19 protein-coding genes and 1 tRNA gene are annotated in these 24038 nt (G+C 39.6%); 10 read left to right on the forward strand and 10 right to left on the reverse strand.

Annotation, left to right across the window (positions count from 1 at the left end):
• Position 1 precedes the first annotated feature (1 nt).
• Positions 2-1024, reverse strand: a complete 1023-nt coding sequence (gene fen / locus K1720_RS05800; RefSeq protein WP_251947444.1) for a flap endonuclease-1 — start codon at positions 1022-1024, stop codon at positions 2-4.
• Between the two features lie 372 nt (positions 1025-1396).
• On the opposite strand from fen, the gene acs reads away from it, so the two are divergent.
• Entirely contained in the window at positions 1397-2785 is a 1389-nt protein-coding gene (acs, locus tag K1720_RS05805) for an acetate--CoA ligase alpha subunit (protein WP_251947446.1), read from the forward strand.
• A 23-nt stretch (positions 2786-2808) separates the two neighbouring features.
• Here acs and rgy read toward each other — a convergent pair whose 3' ends face one another.
• Together rgy and K1720_RS05815 are read right to left on the reverse strand one after the other, a co-directional pair.
• Positions 2809-6456: a reverse gyrase gene (rgy, locus tag K1720_RS05810; RefSeq protein WP_251947449.1), complete on the reverse strand. Its 3648-nt coding sequence runs from the start codon at positions 6454-6456 to the stop codon at positions 2809-2811.
• Positions 6457-6582: 126 nt separating this feature from the next.
• Complete coding sequence (locus K1720_RS05815; protein WP_251947451.1) at positions 6583-7107, reverse strand: SWIM zinc finger family protein; 525 nt, start codon at positions 7105-7107, stop codon at positions 6583-6585.
• A 122-nt stretch (positions 7108-7229) separates the two neighbouring features.
• On the opposite strand from K1720_RS05815, the gene infB reads away from it, so the two are divergent.
• Positions 7230-9023 carry a translation initiation factor IF-2 gene (infB, locus tag K1720_RS05820; protein WP_279347020.1) on the forward strand — a complete coding sequence of 598 codons (1794 nt, stop codon included), beginning with the start codon at positions 7230-7232 and terminating at the stop codon, positions 9021-9023.
• A 20-nt stretch (positions 9024-9043) separates the two neighbouring features.
• Entirely contained in the window at positions 9044-9655 is a 612-nt protein-coding gene (locus tag K1720_RS05825; RefSeq protein ID WP_251947456.1) for a DUF7411 family protein, read from the forward strand.
• Here the strand turns inward: K1720_RS05825 and K1720_RS05830 are convergent.
• Positions 9646-11367 carry a glutamate--tRNA ligase gene (locus K1720_RS05830; RefSeq protein ID WP_251947458.1) on the reverse strand — a complete coding sequence of 574 codons (1722 nt, stop codon included), beginning with the start codon at positions 11365-11367 and terminating at the stop codon, positions 9646-9648. The genes K1720_RS05825 and K1720_RS05830 overlap by 10 nt on opposite strands.
• Positions 11368-11470: 103 nt before the next feature.
• Between K1720_RS05830 and ndk the strand changes: the two genes are divergently transcribed.
• From ndk to K1720_RS05845, 3 genes are all read left to right on the forward strand, one after another.
• Positions 11471-11992: a nucleoside-diphosphate kinase gene (gene ndk / locus K1720_RS05835; RefSeq protein WP_251947460.1), complete on the forward strand. Its 522-nt coding sequence runs from the start codon at positions 11471-11473 to the stop codon at positions 11990-11992.
• Positions 11993-12056: 64 nt separating this feature from the next.
• Positions 12057-13331 (forward strand): C69 family dipeptidase, encoded by a 1275-nt coding sequence (locus tag K1720_RS05840; RefSeq protein WP_251947463.1) that lies wholly within the window; start codon positions 12057-12059, stop codon positions 13329-13331.
• A 32-nt stretch (positions 13332-13363) separates the two neighbouring features.
• Positions 13364-13831: a COG2426 family protein gene (locus tag K1720_RS05845; RefSeq protein ID WP_251950580.1), complete on the forward strand. Its 468-nt coding sequence runs from the start codon at positions 13364-13366 to the stop codon at positions 13829-13831.
• A 14-nt stretch (positions 13832-13845) separates the two neighbouring features.
• On the opposite strand, the gene K1720_RS05850 is transcribed toward K1720_RS05845, so the two are convergent.
• The 3 genes from K1720_RS05850 to K1720_RS05860 all read right to left on the reverse strand — a co-directional run bounded on the left by K1720_RS05850 (position 13846) and on the right by K1720_RS05860 (position 18759).
• On the reverse strand, positions 13846-15171 hold the full coding sequence (locus K1720_RS05850; RefSeq protein ID WP_251947476.1) for a TldD/PmbA family protein: 1326 nt from the start codon (positions 15169-15171) through the stop codon (positions 13846-13848).
• 5 nt (positions 15172-15176) lie between these two features.
• Positions 15177-16595, reverse strand: coding sequence for a TldD/PmbA family protein (locus K1720_RS05855; RefSeq protein WP_251947478.1), 1419 nt, complete (start codon positions 16593-16595; stop codon positions 15177-15179).
• 133 nt (positions 16596-16728) lie between these two features.
• Positions 16729-18759 carry a DUF4350 domain-containing protein gene (locus K1720_RS05860; protein WP_251947481.1) on the reverse strand — a complete coding sequence of 677 codons (2031 nt, stop codon included), beginning with the start codon at positions 18757-18759 and terminating at the stop codon, positions 16729-16731.
• A 132-nt stretch (positions 18760-18891) separates the two neighbouring features.
• Here K1720_RS05860 and K1720_RS05865 point away from each other — a divergent pair, with 132 nt between their 5' ends.
• Both K1720_RS05865 and cuyB read left to right on the forward strand, forming a co-directional pair.
• Positions 18892-19407, forward strand: coding sequence for a cob(I)yrinic acid a,c-diamide adenosyltransferase (locus K1720_RS05865; RefSeq protein WP_251947483.1), 516 nt, complete (start codon positions 18892-18894; stop codon positions 19405-19407).
• 5 nt (positions 19408-19412) lie between these two features.
• Positions 19413-20099: a cysteate racemase gene (gene cuyB / locus K1720_RS05870; RefSeq protein WP_251947486.1), complete on the forward strand. Its 687-nt coding sequence runs from the start codon at positions 19413-19415 to the stop codon at positions 20097-20099.
• Here the strand turns inward: cuyB and corA are convergent.
• On the reverse strand, positions 20094-21083 hold the full coding sequence (gene corA, locus K1720_RS05875; protein WP_251947488.1) for a magnesium/cobalt transporter CorA: 990 nt from the start codon (positions 21081-21083) through the stop codon (positions 20094-20096). The two genes, cuyB and corA, sit on opposite strands and share 6 nt — an antisense overlap.
• A gap of 129 nt (positions 21084-21212) precedes the next feature.
• Between corA and K1720_RS05880 the strand changes: the two genes are divergently transcribed.
• Positions 21213-22163, forward strand: coding sequence for a ribonuclease H-like domain-containing protein (locus K1720_RS05880; RefSeq protein WP_251947490.1), 951 nt, complete (start codon positions 21213-21215; stop codon positions 22161-22163).
• A 73-nt stretch (positions 22164-22236) separates the two neighbouring features.
• Here K1720_RS05880 and K1720_RS05885 read toward each other — a convergent pair.
• Positions 22237-22313 (reverse strand) — tRNA-His (locus K1720_RS05885).
• Positions 22314-22457: 144 nt separating this feature from the next.
• On the opposite strand from K1720_RS05885, the gene taw3 reads away from it, so the two are divergent.
• Positions 22458-23069: a tRNA(Phe) 7-((3-amino-3-carboxypropyl)-4-demethylwyosine(37)-N(4))-methyltransferase Taw3 gene (taw3, locus tag K1720_RS05890; protein WP_251947493.1), complete on the forward strand. Its 612-nt coding sequence runs from the start codon at positions 22458-22460 to the stop codon at positions 23067-23069.
• On the opposite strand, the gene K1720_RS05895 is transcribed toward taw3, so the two are convergent.
• Entirely contained in the window at positions 23066-24034 is a 969-nt protein-coding gene (locus K1720_RS05895) for a ribose 1,5-bisphosphate isomerase (RefSeq protein ID WP_251947495.1), read from the reverse strand. The two genes, taw3 and K1720_RS05895, sit on opposite strands and share 4 nt — an antisense overlap.
• Positions 24035-24038 lie beyond the last annotated feature (4 nt).

The raw sequence follows: 24038 nt of genomic DNA on the forward strand, positions 1-24038 counted from the left end.
GTCATTTTTTAAACCAAGCATCTAATGTAAATTGTTTTCCAGCTTTTATTGCTTTTTTGAGTCTCTCAAGTCCGTTTTTCACACGTTCTTCGCTAAAGTCATGCTCATCACAGAGGAATCTCAGTACTCCTTCTTCATCGGGCATTTTCCATTCTAGTTTATATTCATTTGTCACTGGTGGATTCAGGAAAAATTCCTTTATTGCATACAGGTCTACATCACTTGTCTTTTGATATTTTAATAGGGGATCTTTGGAGTGTCTTACTATTTCAAGGGCTTTTTTTGGCCCTAATCCTTTTATCCCTCCTGGATTGTAGTCAGTACCAACGAGTATTGCTAGCTCAATAAGTTTCTCTCTTGTTAGTTTCAGCCCGTTCAGCACATCTTCAAGAAGTATTAATTCAGGCTTAACCTCAATATAGACATCTTTTCCAGGTAGTTTTCGTCTTCCTGTTATGGTGAGGTTCCTTACGAGTTTTGGTGTTCCAAAGAGCAAGGAGTCATAATCTTGACTTGCCGAGGCCCAAACATCTCCTTTAGATGCCATATAGGCGGCTTGGGCTTCTCCTTCACTGGGGGCTTGAACCCAAGGGATCCCCATCAGTTCCAAAAGTTTTTTGGCGTCTTCAATTAGAAGTTCATTTACTTTTGAAGCTCGTTGGGCGTATTTCTTGGCCTCTTCTAAGTCACCCCTGGCAAGGGCCAATTCCCATTTTTCTCGTGCTTCCTCTCTTGCTTCGGCTCTCTTCTCAAGTTCTTTCTTCTTAAACTCTGGAGGTTTCCCATCAAAGACATAGACAGGTTTTATTCCTGCTTCCGTAAGATTTATCGTTCTATAGAAAAGGCCTGAGAGATGGGAGGTTATCCTTCCTTTGGAATCCATTAGAGGGGTACCATCTCTTTGTCTGATGGTGGATAGGAACTGGTATATAGCATTGAACGCATCTATGGCTACTTTTCTACCATTTAGGTTTTCTAATTCCAGCTCTTTTTTTGAAACTAACTCACCAATCGGAACTCCCATTATTCCTCACCTTTTTGGATAGTAAATAATCATAAGGTAATTCCTCAATTGCAAAAAGTTCCCTCTCTTAGTATCTTGTCTTTACTTCTGACACTAGCTTATCAAGTATGCTTCATATTTTTGGAGTGGGAGGAGTATCACTATTCTTATTTTTGTCCTCCAGCTTTAAAGCTATTATCCCTCGAAATTTAGTAGTTCAATAATCCTCATGAAACAATTTTATAGAATCTGCTTAACTTTTCTTTATCCAATCCACGTTCAAAACCCAAGGTTTCTTTAGCGAACGCCGATAGTCAAGTCGGCAAATGGATAAGGGAAAAGTTATAACTCCTTTTTCAGATTAACCTTTGTAAAGTTCATGGGGTGGAGGAAATGAGCATAGAAGCACTTTTCAAACCAAAGAGCGTTGCTGTTGTAGGGGCTTCTGGCAAGCCAGGAAAAATAGGGTATGCTATTATGAAAAATCTCATCGAATACGGCTATGAAGGGAAGATATATGCAGTAAATGTCAAAGGTGGGGAAATAGAGATCAGCGGAAGAAAATTCCAGGTTTACAAGAGCATTCTCGATGTTCCTGATGAAGTTGATATGGCGGTGATAGTTGTACCAGCAAAGTTTGTTCCACAGGTTATAGAAGAGTGTGGGAAGAAGGGTGTTAAAGTCCTTCCGATAATTAGTTCAGGATTTGGAGAACTTGGTGAAGAGGGCAAGAAAGTTGAACAGCAGCTAGTCGAGACAGCTCACAAGTATGGAATGAGAATTCTCGGTCCAAACATCTTTGGCATCGTTTATACTCCTGCAAAGCTTAACGCTACGTTTGGACCAACTGATGTTATGCCAGGAAAGTTAGCCCTTGTTTCCCAAAGTGGTGCTCTTGGAATAGCACTCATGGGATGGACAATTCTTGAAAAAGTAGGTCTTTCAGCCGTAGTTAGCATAGGAAACAAGAGTGACCTCGATGATGCTGACATGCTTGAATACTTTGAAGACGATGAAAACACCGGTGCTATTTTAATCTATATGGAGGGTGTGAAGGACGGTAGGAAGTTTATGGAAGTTGCCAAGAGAGTTTCAATGAAGAAGCCGATTATAATCATTAAAGCCGGTAGAAGTGAAAGAGGAGCCAAAGCAGCGGCTTCACACACTGGATCATTGGCTGGTGCTGACAGTATCTACACAGCTGCATTTAAGCAAAGTGGTGTGTTAAGGGCTTTAACAATAGGCGAGGCATTTGATTGGGCAAGAACACTCTCCAACCTTCCAGAACCAGAGGGAGATAATGTTGTGATACTCACAAATGGTGGTGGAATAGGAGTTATGGCCACTGATGCTGCTGAAGAAGAAGGATTAAAACTTTACGACAACTTAGAGGAGCTTAAAGTCTTCGCAAACCACATGCCACCATTTGGGAGCTACAAGAATCCCGTTGACCTTACGGGTATGGCTGGTGCTGAAGCTTATGAGGGAGCAGTTAGAGACGCCTTGGCTCATCCAGAGATGCACGCAATAGCAGTTCTCTACTGTCAAACAGCAGTTTTAGACCCAAGAGATCTCGCAGAGATAGTTATCAGAGAATACGAAGCAAGTGGTAGGAAGAAGCCGATTGTAGTTGCAATAGTAGGTGGAATTGAGGCTAAAGAAGCTATTGACATACTTAATGAGAGAGGTATTCCAGCATATCCTGAACCAGAGAGGGCAATTAAATCACTCTCGGCCCTTTATAGATGGTATAACTGGAAAATGAAACATAGAAAAGAGTGACTTCTTTCTTTTCTTTTAATAATTTATGAGGCAATGTATTTTTTAATTTCTTTGTACATTTCATTAAGGATCTCCTGGTAGTCTGCTTTGTTTTCTTCCACTAGGTCCATTAGCTCTTCAAGCTGTCTAGTCCTTTCTTCGCTTACGAGCTCTTTGTATCTGGTTATGAGATAATGGTATACTTTGGTTCCAAGCTCTGTAGGCACGAGTTTCTTTCTCCCTTTAGTTTCTATGACGTAGTGTCTATCAAGGAGGGTTTTAACTATCTTGGCATATGTTGATGGCCTTCCAATTTTGCGTTCTTTCATCAGGGCGATTATATCTCCTTGAGTGAAAAGCGGTACTTTTGGAGCCTTCCATTTCTTGATCTCTTTAACTCTAATCTTTTGTCCTTTTTCAAGTTTTGGAAGCTTTCTCAGTGGTGGATTCCGGATTTTTGTCCATCCTTCATAAAGAATGTCTACATAGCCTTCTATTTCTGTTTTTGCAACTTTTGCATCTATGATTGCTTTTTCATAGAGTATCTTTGCGGCTTTCATCTGGGATGTCATAAAGCGCTTAAATACCATGTCATATAGTCTGAAATGATCCCTTGTCAGGCCTCTTGCAAGTGTTATAACTCCATCTCTGAGCAGTTGCATTAATCTTCCAGTGTCTATAGGTCTTGTCGGTCTTATACATTCATGGGCCCCTTCTTCTCCCCATTTTCTTGGGGCGAAGTATTCCTCGCCGATTTCATCGCTTATGTACTCTTTAGCAACTTCTATACCAACGTTGCTGACATGGGTTGAGTCTGTTCTAATATATGTAAGAAGACCTAATTCGAAAAGGTCTTGGGCTAATCTCATTGTATAGTCGGTTGAGAATCCTAAAAATCTTGAAGCGTCTTGAAGCATAGTATCAGTACTGTATGGTGGTAATGGATTGAGTTCTCTCTCTTCCAGCTGCACATCTTCTACAACAACTTCTTCGATCTCGTCCTTAACGCCTTCAAGGGTGACATCCAGATCATTTTCGAGGGTTAGTCTTACAAAATTGGTTTCACTTTCTACAAATTCCTTATATCTTTGGATTACCCACCCTAGTACAGGTGTTTGAACTCTTCCTGCTGAAAGATAGGTATTCTCAAAGACTTCCCATAGTTTCTGGCTTAGTTCGAATCCTATCCATCTATCCTCGATTCTTCTTACTAACTGAGCATTTACTCTTCCTTCATGGACATCTCTTGCTTCTTTTAGTGCTTTCAGAATAGCTGGTCTCGTAACTTCGTGGAATTCAATCCTTTTTATTGTTGGAGTGTAAGGGGATAGAACATTCCTTATGTCCCATGCTATCTTTTCTCCCTCAGTATCTGGGTCAGTTCCGATTAATATTTCATCAACTTCTTGGGCAATTTCTCTCATTGCCATAACGTTTTCAAGGGAATCCCTGATATCATTAGATCCACACCTTGGGCATACTCCTTTGCTTTCCCAATCAACAAACTGATGGCCGCAGTCTCTACAACGCTTTAGAGTGTCATATATTGGCACAAAGTAGAGTTTTCCATCTTTTTCGTTTACCAAGACCCCATGATAGCCGTCATTGGTTACAAGATCAAACATGTGTCCTCCACTTGCGAGGATTGTTAGCATCAATTCACCGATGCTTACTTCATAAGCCACTAAATCTCCAATACGCCTTTTGCTCGGTTGACCAAAGAAGTTTGCAATAGTCCTTGCCTTGTTTGGCGATTCTACTATCATAAGAGCGGACCTGACTAAATCTTTTGTTTTCTCTGCGATCTTTCCTTCCATAATAAGTCTGACTTTTTCTCTATCTCTGTCAATCTCTTGGAGTACTTTTTCTAGGTCTAGTTCATTAAAGGCTACCATTTCAAACTCAGAAAAGCGCCAACGCATTTGCCTCTTTAGACCATTGAACACTTTTTCATTGTCTACAATTACCATGCTTAGTCCTTTAGTTATGCCACCAGCAAATAGTCTTGAAGTCCTCCCGCTTGCTTGGATATATGTCCTAACGTCAGGGATTTCTATATACCACTTTCCTTCCTCTTTCTTAAGACTTACGAAAGGATCTTCCTCTATTCTCTTGAGAACATCTTCCTTCTTCAGTATATTTCTTAAAAAGTCTACTGCCTCCTTAAATACCTTGAGAACATGATTTGAAAATCCCTCTAGAGGCAATCCCTCTGCAAGGGCTTCTTCTATCTTTAAAATTTCAAACTGTGGAATGTTCCGTATGAGCCTTCTTATTCTAGCGTAGAGTTTTTCTGCATTCTTTCTATCTTCGTTTTCTAGGAATTCCATAACTTCACTCATCAGACCAAGAACTCTGTAGATAGTGGGTTGTTCTAAATCTATGCTAAATCGGAATTTGGGAACACCAGTAAAAACTGCATACCTTATTAGATGTGGCAAATCTAAGCCTCTAACAATAGATCCATAATAAGTTGCAACCCCAATTAGGTAGTCGGCCTCTCCATTCTCAAACCTCTCAAGACCCTTTTTATTTCTCGCTGAAACTAATTCGACTTTGAATCCTTTATCCTTTAGGTAGGAAGTTAGCTTTTCTGCATAGAGTATTCCTTGATCAATAGGTACAAAGATAAGACCTCCTGTGCCCAATTTCTTTATGATCTCTTCAACATGCTCTTCTATTGGTTGTTGGGGAGATAAATATGTGTCCACTACATTTCTTAATGCGGATCGCCCACTTCCTACTTCAAAATCGAGGAGTTCACGATAGAGTTTTATTCTGTCACCTCTTGCACTTCCAGTTGCTGAGGCCACGATCAAAACTCCAATATTATTCTTGCGTTTAAATTCTCTTATTTCTTTTTCAATTGCGTTTATTTGTTTATTTAGTTCTTTTAACCGCTCATTTTTGTCTTTTCTGTTTCCGTTAAGGTATTTTGCCATCTGTTTTTTGAGCCTTATTATTTCCCATGCTTTTTGAATTATCTCCTCGGTAAACCCGAGTAAAATCAATGAGCGATCTATATTCTTTGAAGCTTTTAAAAAAGCATCAACATCATCTACAAAGATAAAGTCAAATCTTTTGTCCTTTAAGACATCAAAATTTCTCGCAAGGTATTGGGCAGAGGTTATAAGAATATCAAACTCACCAGTTTGGATTTTTTGGAGCATTTCTTCTTTTTCTTTTTTCTTCATGTTTCCATGATAATATGCTAAATTAACATCTATTCCAGCTTTTTCAGCAAAAGTTTTGACTCTCTTAATCGTTTGAATGACCAGAGGCGTTGTTGGTAAGACTATATATGATCTCTTTCCTTTTTTGGCGTAATAAATGGACATAAATGCCCCAAAAACACTTTTTCCCATACCTGTTGGGGCTATGATTGAGAAACTTTTTCCTCTTACCAGTCGTTTTACCCAGCTCTTTTGAGCACTCCAGAATGTGAATCCAGTGGCAGTTTTAAAAAGTTTTTCTGCTTCAATAAGTCTTTGTTCTAGAGAATACACTTCTTCCCAGTGTTTTAATGTGTTTTTAAGCTTTAGAGCATCGTAAATTCCCTTAACAAGTTCAAAATAAACATCAGATTTGATTTCTTCGTCGAGACATGTTTCACATGGATGCTTATTATATAGCCTCTCATCGCTTATCACATCTTGGCAATTTGGGCACATGCCCCTGTATACTGCCTTCATTTTATCCACCCTCTAATCCTTTTCTAAGAGATGCAAACTTTATAAGGCTTTTTTTGAAGGGCCTACTATAAGTGGAACTTAAAGGTTAGAAGGTTCAAGACAACTTTTGAAAGGTTCTTTTTAAGGTTAGAATATTTCTTTGATCTCCTTTTCCAGCTCTTCTGTAAGTTTATATTCTGAAAATATTCGTTTGAATTCCTTAAATATCTCAATTATCTGAAATCTCGTTTCTGCAGAAGGAGCTTGCGGGAAAAGCTTTAGAGTTTTTCTTAAAAGCCTAGTAACTTCACTTCCACTTTCATCATTGTTTATCTGGTACTGTAATTCTTTTAGCAGAACTTCTATCCCAAGTGCAGGATCTTCAGTGAAGAAATACTTCTCAATAACTAGCTCTGGTAAACTCTCTGAGAGGGGATCTTCACTTTCAATGTAGAATCCTTCTTCAAAGGCCATGAGTACAGCAGCGACATGTTTACAGTTTTTACCCTGTGGGCAGGTGCATTTGTTTGAATTTTTTGCTAAGTCCACTTCTATATAATATGGATATGTTCCCAGAACTTTGGAAAACAGTTTCTCCTTATACTTGAGAACCCACAGGACCTTTCCTTTTTTGTAATAGCTCTTCCCTTTCTGTAGAGTTTTCTTTTCCATGATAACCACTAAATGTAGTAAGCATTGGGATTTTTAAGATTAACTCCCCCTAAACCTTTAAAAAGTAGAGGTTTTAGTTAATCCCGATAACGCTTATCAAAAGTTTTATGGAGTGTGAGAGTATGAAAAAGATCAGACAGCCCATTATAGCTGTTTTAGGACATGTTGATCACGGAAAGACGACAATGCTTGATCGTATACGTAATACTCGCGTAGCAGAGAAAGAAGCGGGTGGAATTACTCAGCATATAGGTGCTACTGAAGTTCCTATCGATGTTGTTAAACAGCTTGCTGGCCCTCTTTTAAGCCTCTGGAAAGGTGAGATTAAGCTTCCAGGATTGCTTTTTATAGATACTCCTGGTCATGAAGCCTTCACAAGCCTTAGAGCAAGGGGAGGAAGCTTGGCGGACTTAGCAATTCTCATAGTTGATGTAAACGAAGGCTTTCAGCCCCAAACATTGGAGAGTATAGAAATTTTGAGGAAGTATAGAACTCCATTCATCGTTGCAGCGAATAAAATCGATCGTATTAAAGGATGGAAAATAACTGAAAATGAGCCTTTCTTAGTTAATATTAAAAAACAAGATCAGAGAGCACAACAAGAGCTTGAGACAAAACTTTGGGAGTTAATAGGAAAGTTCTATGAGATTGGTTTTCAGGCCAATAGATTTGACCGCGTTCAGGATTTCAGAAAGGAGCTCGCAATAATCCCAATCTCTGCTAAATATGGTATTGGAATCCCTGAATTACTTGTACTTATCTCCGGTTTGGCTCAAAAGTATCTTGAGGAGAAGCTCAAGATAGAAGTAGAGGGGCCTGCAAGAGGAACTATACTGGAAGTCAGAGAGGAAATAGGCTTTGGAACAACAATAGATGTGATAGTTTATGACGGTACCTTAAAGAAAGACGATATGATTGTTGTGGGAGGCAAAGATAAGGCTATAGTCACAAAAATAAGGGCCCTTCTCAAGCCTAAACCTCTTGATGAGATAAGAGATCCGAGATACAGGTTTGATCAGGTTGAAGAGGTTTCTGCTTCTGCAGGTATCAAAATAGCGGCACCTGGATTGGAAGACGCTCTTGCTGGGTCTCCAGTGATAGCTGTGAGAGGTGAGGAGGAACTTGAAAGGGCTAAAGGAGAGATCCTTGACCAAATAAAGAGTGTGATTATAAGTACAGATAAAGTAGGAGTAATAGTAAAAGCAGACACCATTGGAAGCTTGGAAGCTTTAAGTAAAGAACTTCATGAGAAAAATATCCCCATTAGAAAGGCCGATGTAGGAAATATCAGCAAAACGGACGTTATGGAAGCCCTTAGTGTAAAAGACGAGGAACCATTCTATGGTGTGGTTATTGGATTTAATGTGAAAGTTAATGAAGATGCGGAAGAAGTTGCCAATGCTAAAAAAATACCTCTCTTTATAGGGAACATAATTTACAAGATAATAGAGGACTATGAGGCATGGGTAAAGGCAGAAGAAGAGAAGAAAAAGAAAGAGGTTCTAGCCAAGACCAAGTTCCCTGGTGTTATTAAGCTCTTCCCTGATGAACGCTACGTTTTTAGGAGGAGCCATCCAGCTATAGTGGGAATAGAGGTGCTTGAAGGAAGGATAAAGCCGGGATATCCACTAATAAAGCAGAATGGAGATAGGGTAGGAGTAATAAAATCAATTAAGTCCAAAGAAGATTTCCTCCAAGAGGCTAAGAAAGGAGATCAAGTGGCTGTGGCAATTGAGGGAGCCATGGTGGGAAGACACATACATCCAGGGGAGATCCTTTATGTGGATATAAGTAAAGATGATGCAATAAGGCTAGTGAAGGAACTTAGAGATGTACTTGATGACACCGATATAAAAGCTTTGAAAAAGACAGCAAAAGTAAAGGCCCAGAAAGATCCATTCTGGAGTGCCCTTTAATTTTTCTTTTGGTGGTACTTATGGAGGTTTACCATCTTTATAGTGGAGGAAAAGACTCTTCACTGGCGGCATATATTTTGGAAAGACTAGGTTATGAAGTTAAACTGGTTACTGTTAATTTTGGAGTCCTTGACAGCTGGAAATATGCTAGAGAAACTGCACAAAGCCTTGGGTTTGAGCATGAGGTGTTTTTCTTAGACAGAAAAATCCTTGAAAAAGCCACTGAAATGTGTATCAATGATAAACATCCAAACAATGCCATCCAATTTATTCATGAAAGGGCATTGGAGGAGATTGCCAGACGTGAGGACGTAGAAAGAGTTAGTGATGGAACTAGAAGAGATGATAGGGTTCCATTACTGGATCAAAGGAAAACAAGAAGTCTTGAGGATAGATTCAATGTTCAGTACATACGGCCACTTTTGGGCCTTGGATATAAGACAATAAGAGAACTTACGGATAGACTTTTCATAATTGAACTCAAAGAGAGTGAAAAGCTTGAAAAATCTGACTATGAAGTGGAAATCAGATATCTCTTAAGAGAGAAAGGTATAGACCCACTTACAATTTTCCCAAAGAGACATTTGCAGTCAAGAGTACTGGGATGGAAAAAAGAAAAGGCTCACTTGTGAGCAAAGATCGCTGTTACTTTTTCTCCTTCTATCTTATCTATCCTCACAAAGCCAAAACGTTCGAACTGGACTATGTCGTCAACTTTTAGATTTGCATCAGTTTCAAGCAGGCCTTTCCTAACTACGAGTTCATCTCCTTCTGGTATTAAAACTTCACATGGTTTTCCTTCTGGAACCCAGTGGATCATTCTCCACCTGTTTTCTCTGGCCTTCTCGTATTCAATACTATCAAATTCCACCACAATTTTTTCTTCACCAACTTCCAGGATTTTTACATTGAAGAGGTCCTTAAGTCTAACATATTCGTTGCTCTTGAGGAGTTTGAGATCGTCTTTTGATACGTATACCGGTTTTCCCGGAGTGAATTTAAGCTTTCTAACACCTCTCTCAGGATGGTCAGGATGGAGAGGCACTTCCGCTATGAACTCTTCGTTGTACCCCTTAATTTCCATTGGTATTGGATCGGCAACAAAGAAATACCTGTTGGCAATAGGTTCGATTAGTCTTCTGTTTATTGCTGCTAAGTTATCCCAACTGATGGTAGTATCGCTCTTTTTGAGTCCTACTTCAATTATTAGCTCTCTAATAGCCTCTGATTGGATACCTCTTCTTTTTAGGGCTCTAATAGTTCCGAGTCTTGGATCATCCCATCCTAAGTATTTGCCCTCTTCTATTCCCTTTCTTGTTTTTGACTTGCTTAAGATAACCCCTTCAATTGAGAGTCTTCCATGGTGAACCGTTTGGGGATATTCCCACCCAAAATACTCGTATACATACCTCTGCTTTGTCTCGTTTTCTGCATGTTCTTGTCCTCTGAAGATGTGAGTAACACCAAGCTCATGATCGTCTATAGCAGAAGCGAAGTTATAGAGGGGCCATACATGGTATTTGTCTCCTGTTCTTGGGTGATTGGGATTATTAATAATTCTAAGGGCTGGCCAATCTCTTACCGCTGGATTTGGATGGCTTAGATCGGTTTTTATTCTTACGACAGCTTCTCCTTCCTTGTATTCCCCATTGAGCATCTTCTTCCATTCTTGAAGCTGGATTTCTGGGGGTAGGTCTCTATGGGGGCATGCTTTTCCTTCATCTCTGAGCTTCCTGAAATCCTCTGGTGTGCATGTGCATACGTAGGCCTTCCCCATCGCGAGCAGTTTTTCGGCATAGGAATAATAAATTTCCAGCCTGTCACTTGCCATGTGGATTTCATCTATCTGGAAGCCTAACCATTTTAGATCCTCAATAATCCACTCGTAAAAGATTGGCTCAGGTCTTTTTACTTTGGGGTCAGTATCATCAAATCTCAGGATGAATTTGCCCCCATAAATTCTAGCGTATTCATGACTGAGAATTGCGGCTCTAGCATTTCCTAAATGAAATGCGCCGTCAGGGTTTGGGGCAAATCTTGTGATGACTTTTCCTTTTTCTGCTTTAGGTAAGGGAGGGAGACCTTTCTTTTCTTCCTTTTTCTCTTCTTTCTTTTCAAAGAATTCTGGATAAATTTCATTTAGCTTGGTTTTTTGATCCTCAATACTCATAGAATTGACCTCTTGGACTATATCATTGACAAGAGGGATTATTTCTCTGGCTTTTGGTCTTAGTTCCGGGTTCTCGCCAAGTATTTTTCCTATAACTGCTTTAGAATTGGCTTTCCCATCATGCTGGACAGCATTGATGAGCGCATATTTGAGTATCGTCTCCCTTATCTCCATTTTTCTTCACCATAGGGAGAAGGCAGGGTTAAGTTATAAACCTTGTGCGAGGTTTATTAAAAAGAATTTTAAATCACTACACTTATTGTTTTTGGTGTTGCCAATGAACAAAGTGGAGAGAACACTAGTAATCATAAAGCCTGATGCTGTTGTTAGAGGTCTTATAGGTGAAATTATCAGTAGATTTGAGAAGCGAGGTCTTAAAATAATTGGGATGAAGATGATACACATTGATAGGGAATTGGCCGAAAAGCACTATGAGGAGCATAAGGGGAAGCCATTCTTTAGACCACTAATAGACTATATAACAAAGGCTCCAAGTATTGTGATGGTCGTAGAAGGAAGATATGCAATTAGCGTGATAAGAAAGATGTGCGGTGCAACAGATCCAAAAGATGCAGAACCAGGAACGATTAGAGGTGATTATGGTCTTGATGTAGGGGATGCAATATACAATGTTATCCATGCCTCTGATAGCGAAGAAACCGCCAAGAGAGAAATAGCACTCTATTTCAAGGACGAAGAGCTTTTTGAGTATTGCAAAGCTGCAGAGTGGTTCTATCACTCTCACTGGGACAAAGAAAAAGGTGAGTATTTAGACTCAACAGATTGTCTGAATCTTTGAAAATTTTTTCCTTTTCATCAATTATTAAAAAGTCTTACGTACTATTCTTTTTTAGGTGTTTGATATGTGTGACATTCTTGTTGCAACTCCTAGAGTAACTAAAGACAATATAATGTTGTTTGCCAAGAACAGTGATAGAGATCCTAATGAAGCTCAGATCTTGGAGTATATTCCGAGACAAAAGCATGAGAATGAGACAATAAAACTAACTTATCTTGAGTTTCCTCAGGTTAGGGAGACCTATGCAGTGATTCTTTCTCGACCTTGGTGGATTTGGGGAGCTGAAATGGGAGTGAATGAATTTGGCCTGGCAATTGGTAATACTGCAGTTTTTACAAAAGAGAGACTCCCAGAAAAGGGGATCTTGGGAATGGATATGATAAGACTTGCACTTGAGAGAACAAAAACATCTAAAGAAGCTCTTAATTTTATAATTGGGATAATTGAGAATTATGGCCAAGGAGGAAGTGGGAGTTACGAACACAAGATGGTATACAGCAACTCTTTTATAATTGCAGATCCGAAAGAAGCTTGGGTTCTTGAAACTGCTGGCAAAAATTGGGTTGCAAAGAGAATTGAGGATGTTTACTCTATTTCAAATGCCCTAACGATTGAAGACGAGTGGGATCTAGCATCTGACAGCGTTGAAAAACTCTCAAAAAAGAGTAGCTTCAACTTTGCCCGCTATTTTTCCGATAGGTTCTATACCCATTTTGCCTACGGAAGGGAGAGGAGAGCTTTCACATATCAAAAACTCAAGGAAAGAAAGGGAGAAATAACACTTGAATGTATGATGGAAATTTTGAGATCACACAGTGTTGAGCCATACTCTCCAGAAAAGGGCTCTATGAGAGATATATGCATGCATTATGGGGGTCTAACACGGCCCTCCCAGACTGCATCATCCCAGATTTCAGAGCTTAGGGAGGATTTGAGCATTCACTGGTTTACAGGAGCGTCTAATCCATGTTTAAGTATATTCAAGCCAGTCTTCTTTGAAGGAGGACTTCCAGATTTGGGAGAGGTTCCTAATAATAAGTATAATCCCAAAAATTACTGGTGGCGCATGGAGAGATTTCATAGAATATTCCAGACCAATTATCGGGCTTATATAAGTGAATTTGCTACGGAGAGGGATGGGTTGCAGAGAACAATAATAGAAAAGGCGAAGCAACTTGAAGGAAGTACTTTAGAAGAATTAACAAAATGGGCATTTGAAGAAGAGACAAAGCTTGTAGAAAGATGGGAAAAACGGATCACACCAGGCAAGTTTCCTTTCTTTTATGGGATGAGGTGGAAAAAAGTTAACAGGAAAGCGGGTCTAAAGCAAGGTTTTTAACCCCTTTCTATTTTATTCTATCGGTGTTTAGAGTGAACAATTTAATTGAGATATTTTTGCTCTCTTTGATACCAACATTTGAGGGAAGATATGCAATAGTTTATGGCATTGGTAGGGGCTATTCTATTCTTGGCACTTTGATAATGGCCTCTCTTGGGATTTTAGTTCTTTCTCTTGTACTCCCCATTGCGCTTCCTTTTATAGATTGGGTTATGCTTAAGCTTGAGGCCACCTCTTTGAGGAAATTTGCAGAGCTCTATTTGGGGTATGTAGGGCGAGTAAGGAGAAAAGCCCATCCCTATGTGGAGAGATGGGGGTTTTTAGGCCTTGTAATATTTGTAGCGATCCCGCTTCCTGGAACAGGAGTATGGACGGGAAGCCTAGCGGCATATCTGTTTGGAATAGAAAAAAGAGAAGCAATACCTGCTTTGATCATTGGTGGGCTTTTGAGCATCTTAATAACACTGATTCCAAGCTTAGGAGCAGTAAAAATATTTTAAAAGAAGAAAAAGGCCTATTTTGTTGCCTTCGTTATTCCCACGTTTTTCACGAGAACATAGGGTGTAAACACGGGAGTAGCAACTTCCCACCAGTGGACATGATAGAGATCTTTTCCTAATGCTGTAATGCTCTCCAATATGTGCTGGAAGTTATCGCTTACTCTTATGTTTCTTATGGGCTTAGTTATCTCTCCATTCTCGATTAAAAATGCTCCATCTCTTGGTATCGTAGAGAAATCACCTGTAACATAGTTCTGGAATCTTGTGTACCACACATTAGTAATGTAGATACCGTGCTTAACTTCGCCAAATATTTCATCTTTTGAGTAGTCTCCTGGTTCAAGATAAATATTCCATGCTTGGGGCATTAGTAAACCAGCATTTGCTGTAGTCTCAGTCTTGTACTTTCTTGCAAAGCTTGTATTTAGGAGATACGTTTTTAGGATCCCATTCTCGATTATATTTGTTTCTTTTGTGGGAACTCCCTCATCATCGAATTTTCTTGTTCCGTAAGCATTTGGCATGTCTCCGACATCCTTGATACTGACTTTCTCATTTGCAACTTTTTGCCCCAACTTGCCCACTAAGAAGCTAAAACCAGCTTCGACGGCAAATGCAGAGGTCATGAAGCTCATATAGCTGAGAAGGTTAGCAAAGGCCAATGGGTCAAAAATAACGTCAAAAGTTCCTGCTTCGCCTTGTATTGGATTGGTAGCAAGTTTGGCTATTTCTCCTGCTTTTCTTCCAGCACTTTCTGGGTCAAACTTCTTGAGAATTCTTACAGAGTTTGTCCCATGCCCGCTTTCTTCATCGCCTATGAATGCCCTAACACTTATCTCTATCCCGGTTCCTTCGTCAAATGCCTCTATTCCATTACTGGTGCTCAGATAGAGTTTGTTGTAGTCAGTGTAAAGTACTCCTGCAACCCTTTTGGCACCCTCTTCAAGGGCAGCATTAATGGCAACCTCTACATACTCATTTGGTTCATCTAGTTCAACTATAGCTTTATCAAAAGTTCCAGGGATGTCTTTATACTTAAATGGGCCCTCTGCTATACCATAGTAGTCCTCTTTAGGTGCCAGATTTTTAACACTCTTCAGAAGGGTCTGGAGAGCTTTATCTATCGTGGCCTCATCTAAAGCAGTTAAAGTGGTGGATGCCAATCTTTTTTGATACTCGACGAAGAGTTCAACCTTTTGAGTATGCCAGTTCTTTGCAACTGTGATTTCATTGTTGGCAAATCTCACCTGTCTTCTGCTTTGCTCATATGATAAAACCACTACATCTCCAAATCCGAGTTCTTTTGCTCTTTTTAAGATTAATTCGTTAACTTCGAACATCTTTTTCACCTCCTCAGCACTACCTCCCTAAGTCTCGCATGTGGTCCTCCCATCCACACTGGTACCCCCTGTCCCGGTTCACCTTTTCCACAGGTGCCTGGATAGAATTCGACGTCTTTTCCAACAGCATCAACGCTGCTCCAGAGCCCTTTAGTTGTTATTTCAAGAATTGGCTTTCTTACAGGGTGCTTTATTTCTCCGTTCTCGATTAAGTATGCCTCTCTTCCTATGTACCTTTGTTGGAATCTTCTATCATCTATGTTCCATTCGTTAAAGCTTACCATGTAAACGCCTAGCTTTATATCTTCGATCAGCTCTTCGAAGGTGTAATCCCCTGGCGCAAGATAGGTGTTTGCCATTCTTACTATAGGCTCACGGTTGTAGTTTATTGCCCTGGCTGATGCGTTTGACTTCATTCCAAGGTACGCAGCATACTCTCTGTTCATTAAGAACTCATTTATTATCCCATTTTTAATGAGATATCTAGGCCTTGCTTTAACACCTTCATCATCGTAGAGATAGAATCCCCAACTGTTTGGAACTGTTGGATCTTCTATAACTGTCACGACATCACTTCCAATTCTCTCCCCAAGCATTGTGGGCTTTACGAAACTTTCTCCCGCTTGAGCAGCCTCTCTTCCCATTATTCTGTCCAGTTCATAGGGATGGCCAACACTTTCGTGAACAGCTATTCCCGCTACCTCTGGGCTTATCACAACATCAACTTTTCCTTCAGGTGGTTTTTGACCTTCTTTTATGAGGTTTTGCAGGGCTTTGACGTCTTTCACGGCCCATTCCCATGGTTGGTCTTTCTCGATTAGTTCAAGTCCACCAGAAAAGGCCCTTTGAACGAAAGGAGCTTGTTCCATCTGTCCTTCTTCAAAGACAACCAAGTTATACATGACTGAGACTCGTGGGATGAGACTCTCAACAAATGCACCTTCATTGTTCATGAAGATCTTGTGCCACATGAAATCTCCATATCTCAGAAACCGCATTGGGACGTTAATTCCGGTTTCTCTTACTTTTTCTTCGATGAGCTTTAAATACTCCATTTTCTCTTCTGCACTAATGTCTCTAAAGTCTTTTTTCATCTTAACCTCATAAAAAACTTGGTGGAAATCTTCATCGCTGAATTGGATGGGTTTGTTCCTTAATTTTGCTGCAGCCTTTGCTAGCTTCACAGCTTTTTTTACAGCCTCAAGAACACTTTCTTTTGTCAGAACATTTGTAGAGGCAAATCCCATGCCTCCATTAACTATGACTCTTATTCCCATTCCTTTCTCAGCTAGAATACCTAGACCTTCAGGATTTCCATTCTTCATGACCAGTTCTGTTCCATCTTTTTCTTCAAACCTTGCCTCGGCATAAGAGGCTCCAAGTTCTTGTGCTTTCTCAACCGCAAATTCAACGAGCTCATGCATGTGCATCACCCCTGATTACTGCATATATTAGTACTTCCCTGAAGTATAAAATCGTTTCGTTTCGATAGACATTGAAGCGGAATAAAGAGAAGGAAGTTAGAGCGTGAAACAATGGAAAAAATAAAAAGAGGCTTTAACTTTCTTCTACTAGCCACAAGAGAGCACCTTTGATGAATGGCCAGTTGGTATCTATGTATCTTCCATAGTAATCGTCGCTAAGTGCTTTACTTGATCCATAAGCCACTATTTTTCCACTTCCAATTTCCACTGCGGCTGCAACAATTGGGGTTGAGCCTTTTGATTTGACAATATTTCCATCTTCATCTTCAGCATAGGCACTTTCATATCCTCTGATGAGCCATACAGCGTTTCCGCTTATGTCTAAGGTGTCTCCGTTGTAATAGAGTTGAGAGCTATCATTGAGGAATTTCATTGCTGGATGTTCAAGGTTGAATTCTCCCACTAAGGGGAAGTATGGTCTACCTGTGTTTTGTTCATCATCCATGAGCTCATCATCATTAAACTTAATTCCGAATTCCTCTGTGATTTTGTTGAAGCTTATGTAATAGACGTATCTGTACCAATCGCCACTTATGAATAATCCTCCTCCTTCCTTAACCCAATCTTTTATTGCTTGAGCTTCTTCGTCTGTAATGTCAGATCTTGGGTTTGTGATAATGAGGATATTATATTTGGAAAGAATTTCAGGTGTTATTGGTTCATGATTTACATCTACTAACCATCCCAGCTCGGTTTCCATTTTGGTTATTAGTGTTTGAAGTCTTTGGTCATTATAGTACTGTCCGTGGCTCGAGTCAACGAGGACTCTAACTACTTTAATTGTTATATGTGTTTGATTTTCAGGTAGTTCTCTCACTTCATTTAGAGTAGTATTTAGGAAAGGTAGTATTTCATCTACCATTTCTGAAGTCTCTTTTGTAAGAAGAACAGCACTTCTTATGTGTACTAAAAGCGGAAGTGAATATGGGGGTCTAAAGTATGTTGACTTGAGTTCAAGATATTCTAAATAATGCTTCTCAATGGTCTCTACATTGGTACTAATGGCTTCTATTTTGTCTTCAATTGGTCCAAGATTTACTCCATATCCTTTCAGCTCTGAGAGAATCTCCAAATATTGAGCATACTTTTTATCAAATGTGGGTTTGTAGTATAGCGCGTATCTAGTGTCATAGAACGTTGTAAGGCGGTCCATTATAGTTTTTGGATTTTCTACTACCTTCACAATTGCATATTTGGTATCATAACCAACTATTTCGGCTTTTATTATATGTGATCCAAACCTTTCGGGAGTCCAGTTATACATGATGATTTCTTGACCATTTTTTGTGATTTTTATAGTCTCATTAAGGACTATGGAAGCGTCTATTGAAAGTCTGAATGTTATGTTCTCATCAAAGCCTCCGTCGTTTTTTAGAACTGCTTTTATTGTTACACTCTCTCCTTTTATTACGTAGGTTGGGGTTTCAAGGGAGTAAACTTTTATCAGAGGTACATATTCTTTTATATCAGTAGCACTTCTTGGTTCAAGTTTAAAGTTGCCATAAGAATAATATAACACTCCAATTATGTACTCAAGCTTCTGGCCCATCGTCGGGTTATACTGATACATGAGGTCATCAATTCTGAGAGCTCCACTACCATCGTTGACTTCCCATTCTCCATATCCAAGACTGGGGTCTGTAACTTCCACATTTTCAACTTTAATTAAAACACTTTCCCATTGTTCTTGAGAAACTTCTCCCGTCTGGAGAATGACGGGGTCTGGAATAGAAGCAGTCCCGATTTTGTTGACATAATCTCCATAATTAGTATTTACGGAAATTTCAGTTAGGCCGTAGTATTCTTTTACGTATCCTTTCACTTCTACTAGGTCTCCAAGGTTCACACTGGGGGAGGAGCCAAGGTATATATAAATACCACTCCATGGTCCACTCCCGTTTTGGATAAAGAAGCCTTTGCTTCCAACTCCTGTTACAACACCTCTTGTAATAATCGTTTGGGACTTATAAGGAGAATCTCCACTTGGGTCAGTTGTATACTGAATATCATGTATAGGGACATATGGAGTTGCAGCATTGACTGGAACTACTGGTAGAAGACTTAAAAATAAAATGGCAACTAAAAACAATGCTCGCTTCCCCATGGGACCACCACATAAAAAATGGTATTGAATGTTATTAATTTTTCTTTGATGAACAATAACGTACTACATAGTCCAAAGTAGCTCTATAGCAAAATTTAATTGGGGTTAATCCCAACATCTGTTGGTGATAACATGCCAATAACAACTAAAATGGGAGATAAAGGAACTACTGGCCTTTTTACTGGAGAAAATGTAGCTAAGTTCTCACCTATAATTGAGGCTAATGGGAGTATAGATGAGCTAAGTTCATTCTTAGGGGAAGCAAAGCATTACGTGGATGGAGAGCTTAGAATGCTCTTAGAAGAACTTCAGATTGAACTTTATTCACTCATGGCAGATATTGGAAGTAAAGGAGAATACAAAAAAATTGGGGAAAAAGATATTGCTCGTTTGGAAGAACTTATTAAGAAATTCGAAAGTGAAGTCAAGCTCAAGGGGTTTGTAATACCGGGTAGCACAATTGGAAGTGCAAAGCTCGATATCTGCAGAACAATCTCAAGAAGGGCAGAGAGAAAAGTGGCAAAGCTTGTGTTAGAGTATGGAATAGGCCATGCTGTGATGAAATACTTAAATCGGTTGAGTGACTTGCTGTTTATAATGGCTAGGTACATAGAGTGGAAAGAAGGAAAAATAAAATATGTGAAGTGAAAAGTATGGAAAGAGTTATTGGTATATTGGGAGGTATGGGTCCACTTGCAACAGTTGAACTCTTTAGACGGATAGTTCTGAAAACTCCTGCAAAAAAAGATCAAGACCATCCAAGGATAATAATTTATAATAATTCAAAAATTCCTGATAGGACTGCTTATATCTTGGGTAAAGGGGAGAATCCCCTTCCAGAGCTTATAGAAAGTGCTAAAAAACTCGAGGCTTGGGGAGCAGATTTTATTATAATGCCTTGCAATACGGCCCATTATTTTGCCGAAGAAATTCAAAAGGCTATTAATATTCCTTTCATAGACATGGTAGAGGAAACAGCCGAATATATAAAAAATCTAGGACTCAAAAAGGTTGGCATCTTGGCAACAGATGGTACGATAAAGGGAATGGTTTACCATCGGGCCCTTTTAAGTAGAGGTATTAAAATCGCGGTACCTAATGAAAAAGACCAAAAATCCCTAATGGATGCTATTTATGACGGTATAAAAGCGGGAAACATTGAATGGGGAAGGAGTGAGATGCTCAAAGTAGCTAAAAAACTTGAAAAAAGAGTTGATGGTCTAATAGCGGGATGTACTGAAGTGAGTGTAGGCCTGAGGCAGGAAGATTTTAAGATTCCTCTTATAGACCCCATGGATGTTATAGCTGAAAAAGCTGTGAAACTTGCTTTAGACCTATAACCATTCTTTTCTTTTGAAGTAGTATAACATCCCAAGGGCTATTGCAAGCATCATCAAAAGTGTAATGGGATAGCCATAGTACCAGTTGAGCTCAGGCATATTGTATGGAGAGATTTTTGAATTAAAGTTCATTCCGTATATACCTGTTATGAATGTCAAAGGAATGAAAATCGTGGAAACAACCGTTAGTATTCTTATAATGTCATTAGTTTTCATGGAGAGGGTAGAGTAATATATTTCCACCAAGCCGCTGGCCATTTCTCGTTGGTTCTCAATAATATCAAGGACTTCCATAACATGGTTGTAAAGTTCTTCTAAATAGCCTTGTGTTTCCTCGGTGAAAAACTCTTTCCCCTCGAGTCGCAGTCTTCTAAAAACTTCTAGAAGGGGAAATATAGTGCGTCTTGCAAATAAAATCCGCCTTCGGATTCCGTGTATCTTCCGAAGAGTATCTTTATCTCCGTTTTTTAGCACTTTGTTCTCTACTACTTCCATTTGGGTGCTGATGTTTTCTAATATAGGCACATAGTTTTCGACTATTGCATCGAGGAGGGCAAAGGTTAGGTAATCTGCACCACGCTCTCTAAAAATACCTTCACCATGTCGTATGCTTTCTCTTATCGAATTAAACACATCACCAGAGCGCTCTTGCAGAGTAATTACAAAATTGTCTTTGAGAAAAATTGCAGTTCTTTCTTTTTTCAACCCACCTTTTAATTCATAGACCTGATGGAGGAGGATAAAAAGGTGATCCTTTAAGATCGCAACTCTTGCACGGCTTTTTGCTCTGAGTATGGCTTTAATTGCCACGTCATGGAATCCAAAAATTCTCTTTAGCTCTTCTAAATGCTCGATGCCATCAATGTTTATCCATACTACACTATACTCTTTGTAGTTTAAGGCCTCTTCAACCTTTTTGACCCTTTTTTCTTCAAATTGGTCTTTTGAGTATGCAAATACAGTGATTTTGGAAGATTCATTCATCTCAAACACCACAATGAAAGCTACTAATTGGAATTGGAGTTAATAGTAATTATAGTTTTCTCTTCCTAGAGGTAGATTAAATTCATCCAGCAAAGCAAAGTGTTTTTAATAGTCTTCTCCTTTATTCTCTTGGGAACTGCATTGATGGAATGGGAATATTATTTGGCAGAGGGCCTTAAAAAGAGATTCTTAGAGAGGTATGAAGGGAAAAGCTTAGATGAAGTATTCTCAGGGGAGGAAGTTGGGAACTGCTATTTAATAGAAAAGAAGGAAAGGATCAAAATAAGGTTCCCAGAGACTGAAAGAGCGAAGTGGAATCTTTTATCTTGTCTCTCTCTAATCCCCGGAATTGGGCCGAATAGAGAGAAGAAGCTTAAGGAAAGAGGATATTCTACTTTGAGAGATCTTGTAAATCACCCAAGGTTTAAAGACGATGCCTCAAGGATTTTAAAATGCTTAGAGGAGCGTAGAATTTATGAGATCTTAGAACACATGGGAAGGAGATTTAAGAAGTCTCACCCTCTCATCCTCCAGTGTGCTGCTCTTCATAATTTAGAAAAGTTTTTGGTGCTTGATATAGAGACTCTAGGGCTTTTTAATGCTCCAATAATTCTCATAGGAACGGGAGAGTTTAGACAAGATGAACTCATTATAAGACAGTATTTTGCGAGAAATCTAGAAGAGGAGCAGGCGATAATTTTGAAGTTCCTTGAACTTTTTAGGGATAAGGAAGCTTTACTGACATTTAATGGAAGACGTTTTGATGTCCCCTTCATTCAGGAGAGATTGAGGTATTATGGAATTGAAGAGAGTCTTGAAATTCCAAACTATGATGTCTTTCTCTTTTCTAGAAGCCTGATTAGAGGAGTTCCCAATTATAGGCTGCAGACCCTTGAAAGATATTTACTCGGATTTAAAAGAGGAGAAGACGTCCCAAGTGCTTTGATACCTGATTTTTACCATTATTATTTAAATACGGGGAACGTTGCCTTGGTAATCCCAATAATAAAGCACAATGCACTGGATATAGTGACAACGGTAAAGCTCTTTGGGATGCTTCTTGAGATGATTAAAGATTAGAGGTCTCAGGATCTACTATGTAATTTGTTGAAGTTGGCTTTAAAAGCGTTTTATTCTGGGAGAAGCGTTGTTCTGGGGCCGGGGCCGGGATTTGAACCCGGGCTAGGGGATCCACAGTCCCCTGTGCTAACCAGGCTACACCACCCCGGCCATGTCCACTTTAGCTATCTGGGATATATTTATAAACTTTTCGCCAAAATACTTCCAAAAAGGGCTAATAAAGGGGCGTTAGTGGATTAATCAATTTACTTTCCTCCATATTCATCAACCTTGATTTAAGGGGGTGAATAAACGATGAGGGCGAAGAGAGAATCATTAAAAATTCTCATCAATGCCATCAGAGAGAACAAAGTTGATGATGACATAATTGACTTGCTCTTCTTGATAAATTCCATAAATGGAGTTTACACCACGAGTTCATGTTCAGGGAGGATAGGTGTAATAGAAGAACCGAAGATAGGGGCTAAACCTCTCTCAAGGTGGCTCCTTAAGGAGCACAGGCCTGTCACTTTTGAGGAAGTCAAAGAGAGCTTAAAAAACGCCCAAAGTGGCATTATATTTCTAAAGGTCCAACCTCCAATCTTTCATGTCGTTGCGGAGAGCATGGAGATAGCGAAGAAGCTTCATGAGATTGGTTTATCCTCTGGCTTCAAGTACACCACCTTCAAAGCTCTCAACAAAGGAAGGACGCTTGTGGAGATAAATGGAACCGAATATCTAACAGTTCCTTTGGGAAGGGATGGAAAGACTTTGATAAGCGATGAATACCTTGAGTTTTCAGTTAATCTTGGTAATAGAATGCTCGAACGGAGTAAGTCAAGACTTCCAAGGCTGGAAGAAAACTTCAAAAAATTAAAGGAAGTGCTTGGGGAAGATGAGCTGTTTTATGAGATAATGGAGGATTAATCCTCCCAGGGCTCTGTGTACTTGAGGGCCCATCCAAACTCTTCTTTCAAGATAGCTATAGCAGCAGAGGGTGGTATAACTGATTTCTCAGTGATTATCACATCTATATACTCTGGAGGAGTTACATCGAAGGCTGGATTCTTCACAACGATATTCTTTGGCCATGTAGCGAGTTCCTCTTTGGGAACAACTTCATAGGGGTCTCTCTCTTCTATCTCTACTAACTGTCCTAGAAGAGTCTCTGGGTGGAATTTATATGTTTCGGCAGCAATCATGACCCAAACACGGTGTTCCTTGGCAGTTAGAGCCAACAACGCTGTCCCTACTTTATTGATAACTGCACCGTTGGCGGTTATAGAATCTGCACCCATTACTACTTTGTCTGTCATTTTCATATAGTGTCTTGCTGCACCATCTACCACGTAGATAACGGGAATTCCAGCCTCAGCTAGCTCCTTGGCAGTTAGTTTTCCTTGATAAAGGGGCCTGGTCTCCGTTACGATCACTTTAATGTCTTTGCCGTCTTCCCATGCTTTTTTCATCACCCCAATTGCCGCTTTTGAGTGGCAGTGTGTCATTATTATGTCTCCGTCTTCAATTCTCTTTGCTCCAAACTCGGCTATTCTCTTGACAGCGTTTTCCGAGTTGTGTATGAACTCTTTTGCTGAATTTATGATAACAAACCTAAGTTCTTCTAAGCTAGCTCCGCCGCTGTATGCGGCTTTTGCGCGATAAGTGACGTATCTTAGTGCGTTTGGAAGAGAAACAGCAGTAGGTCTTGTATGGTATAATAATCTAGCGGCCTCTTTAGTTTCATTCCAGAGTTCATCCGCAGTTTGTGCCTTGCTTTTTTCAGCTTGAATTTGCAAGGCAAGGGCCGCGAATCGTGCTATTTTTCCAGCTCCTCTTATTTCCATTGTTTTTATTTTCTCTGCTATCTCCAAAACATCATTTACTACTCGCATTTTC

This window comes from Thermococcus argininiproducens (assembly GCF_023746595.1).
GTDB classification, from domain to species: domain Archaea; phylum Methanobacteriota_B; class Thermococci; order Thermococcales; family Thermococcaceae; genus Thermococcus_A; species Thermococcus_A argininiproducens.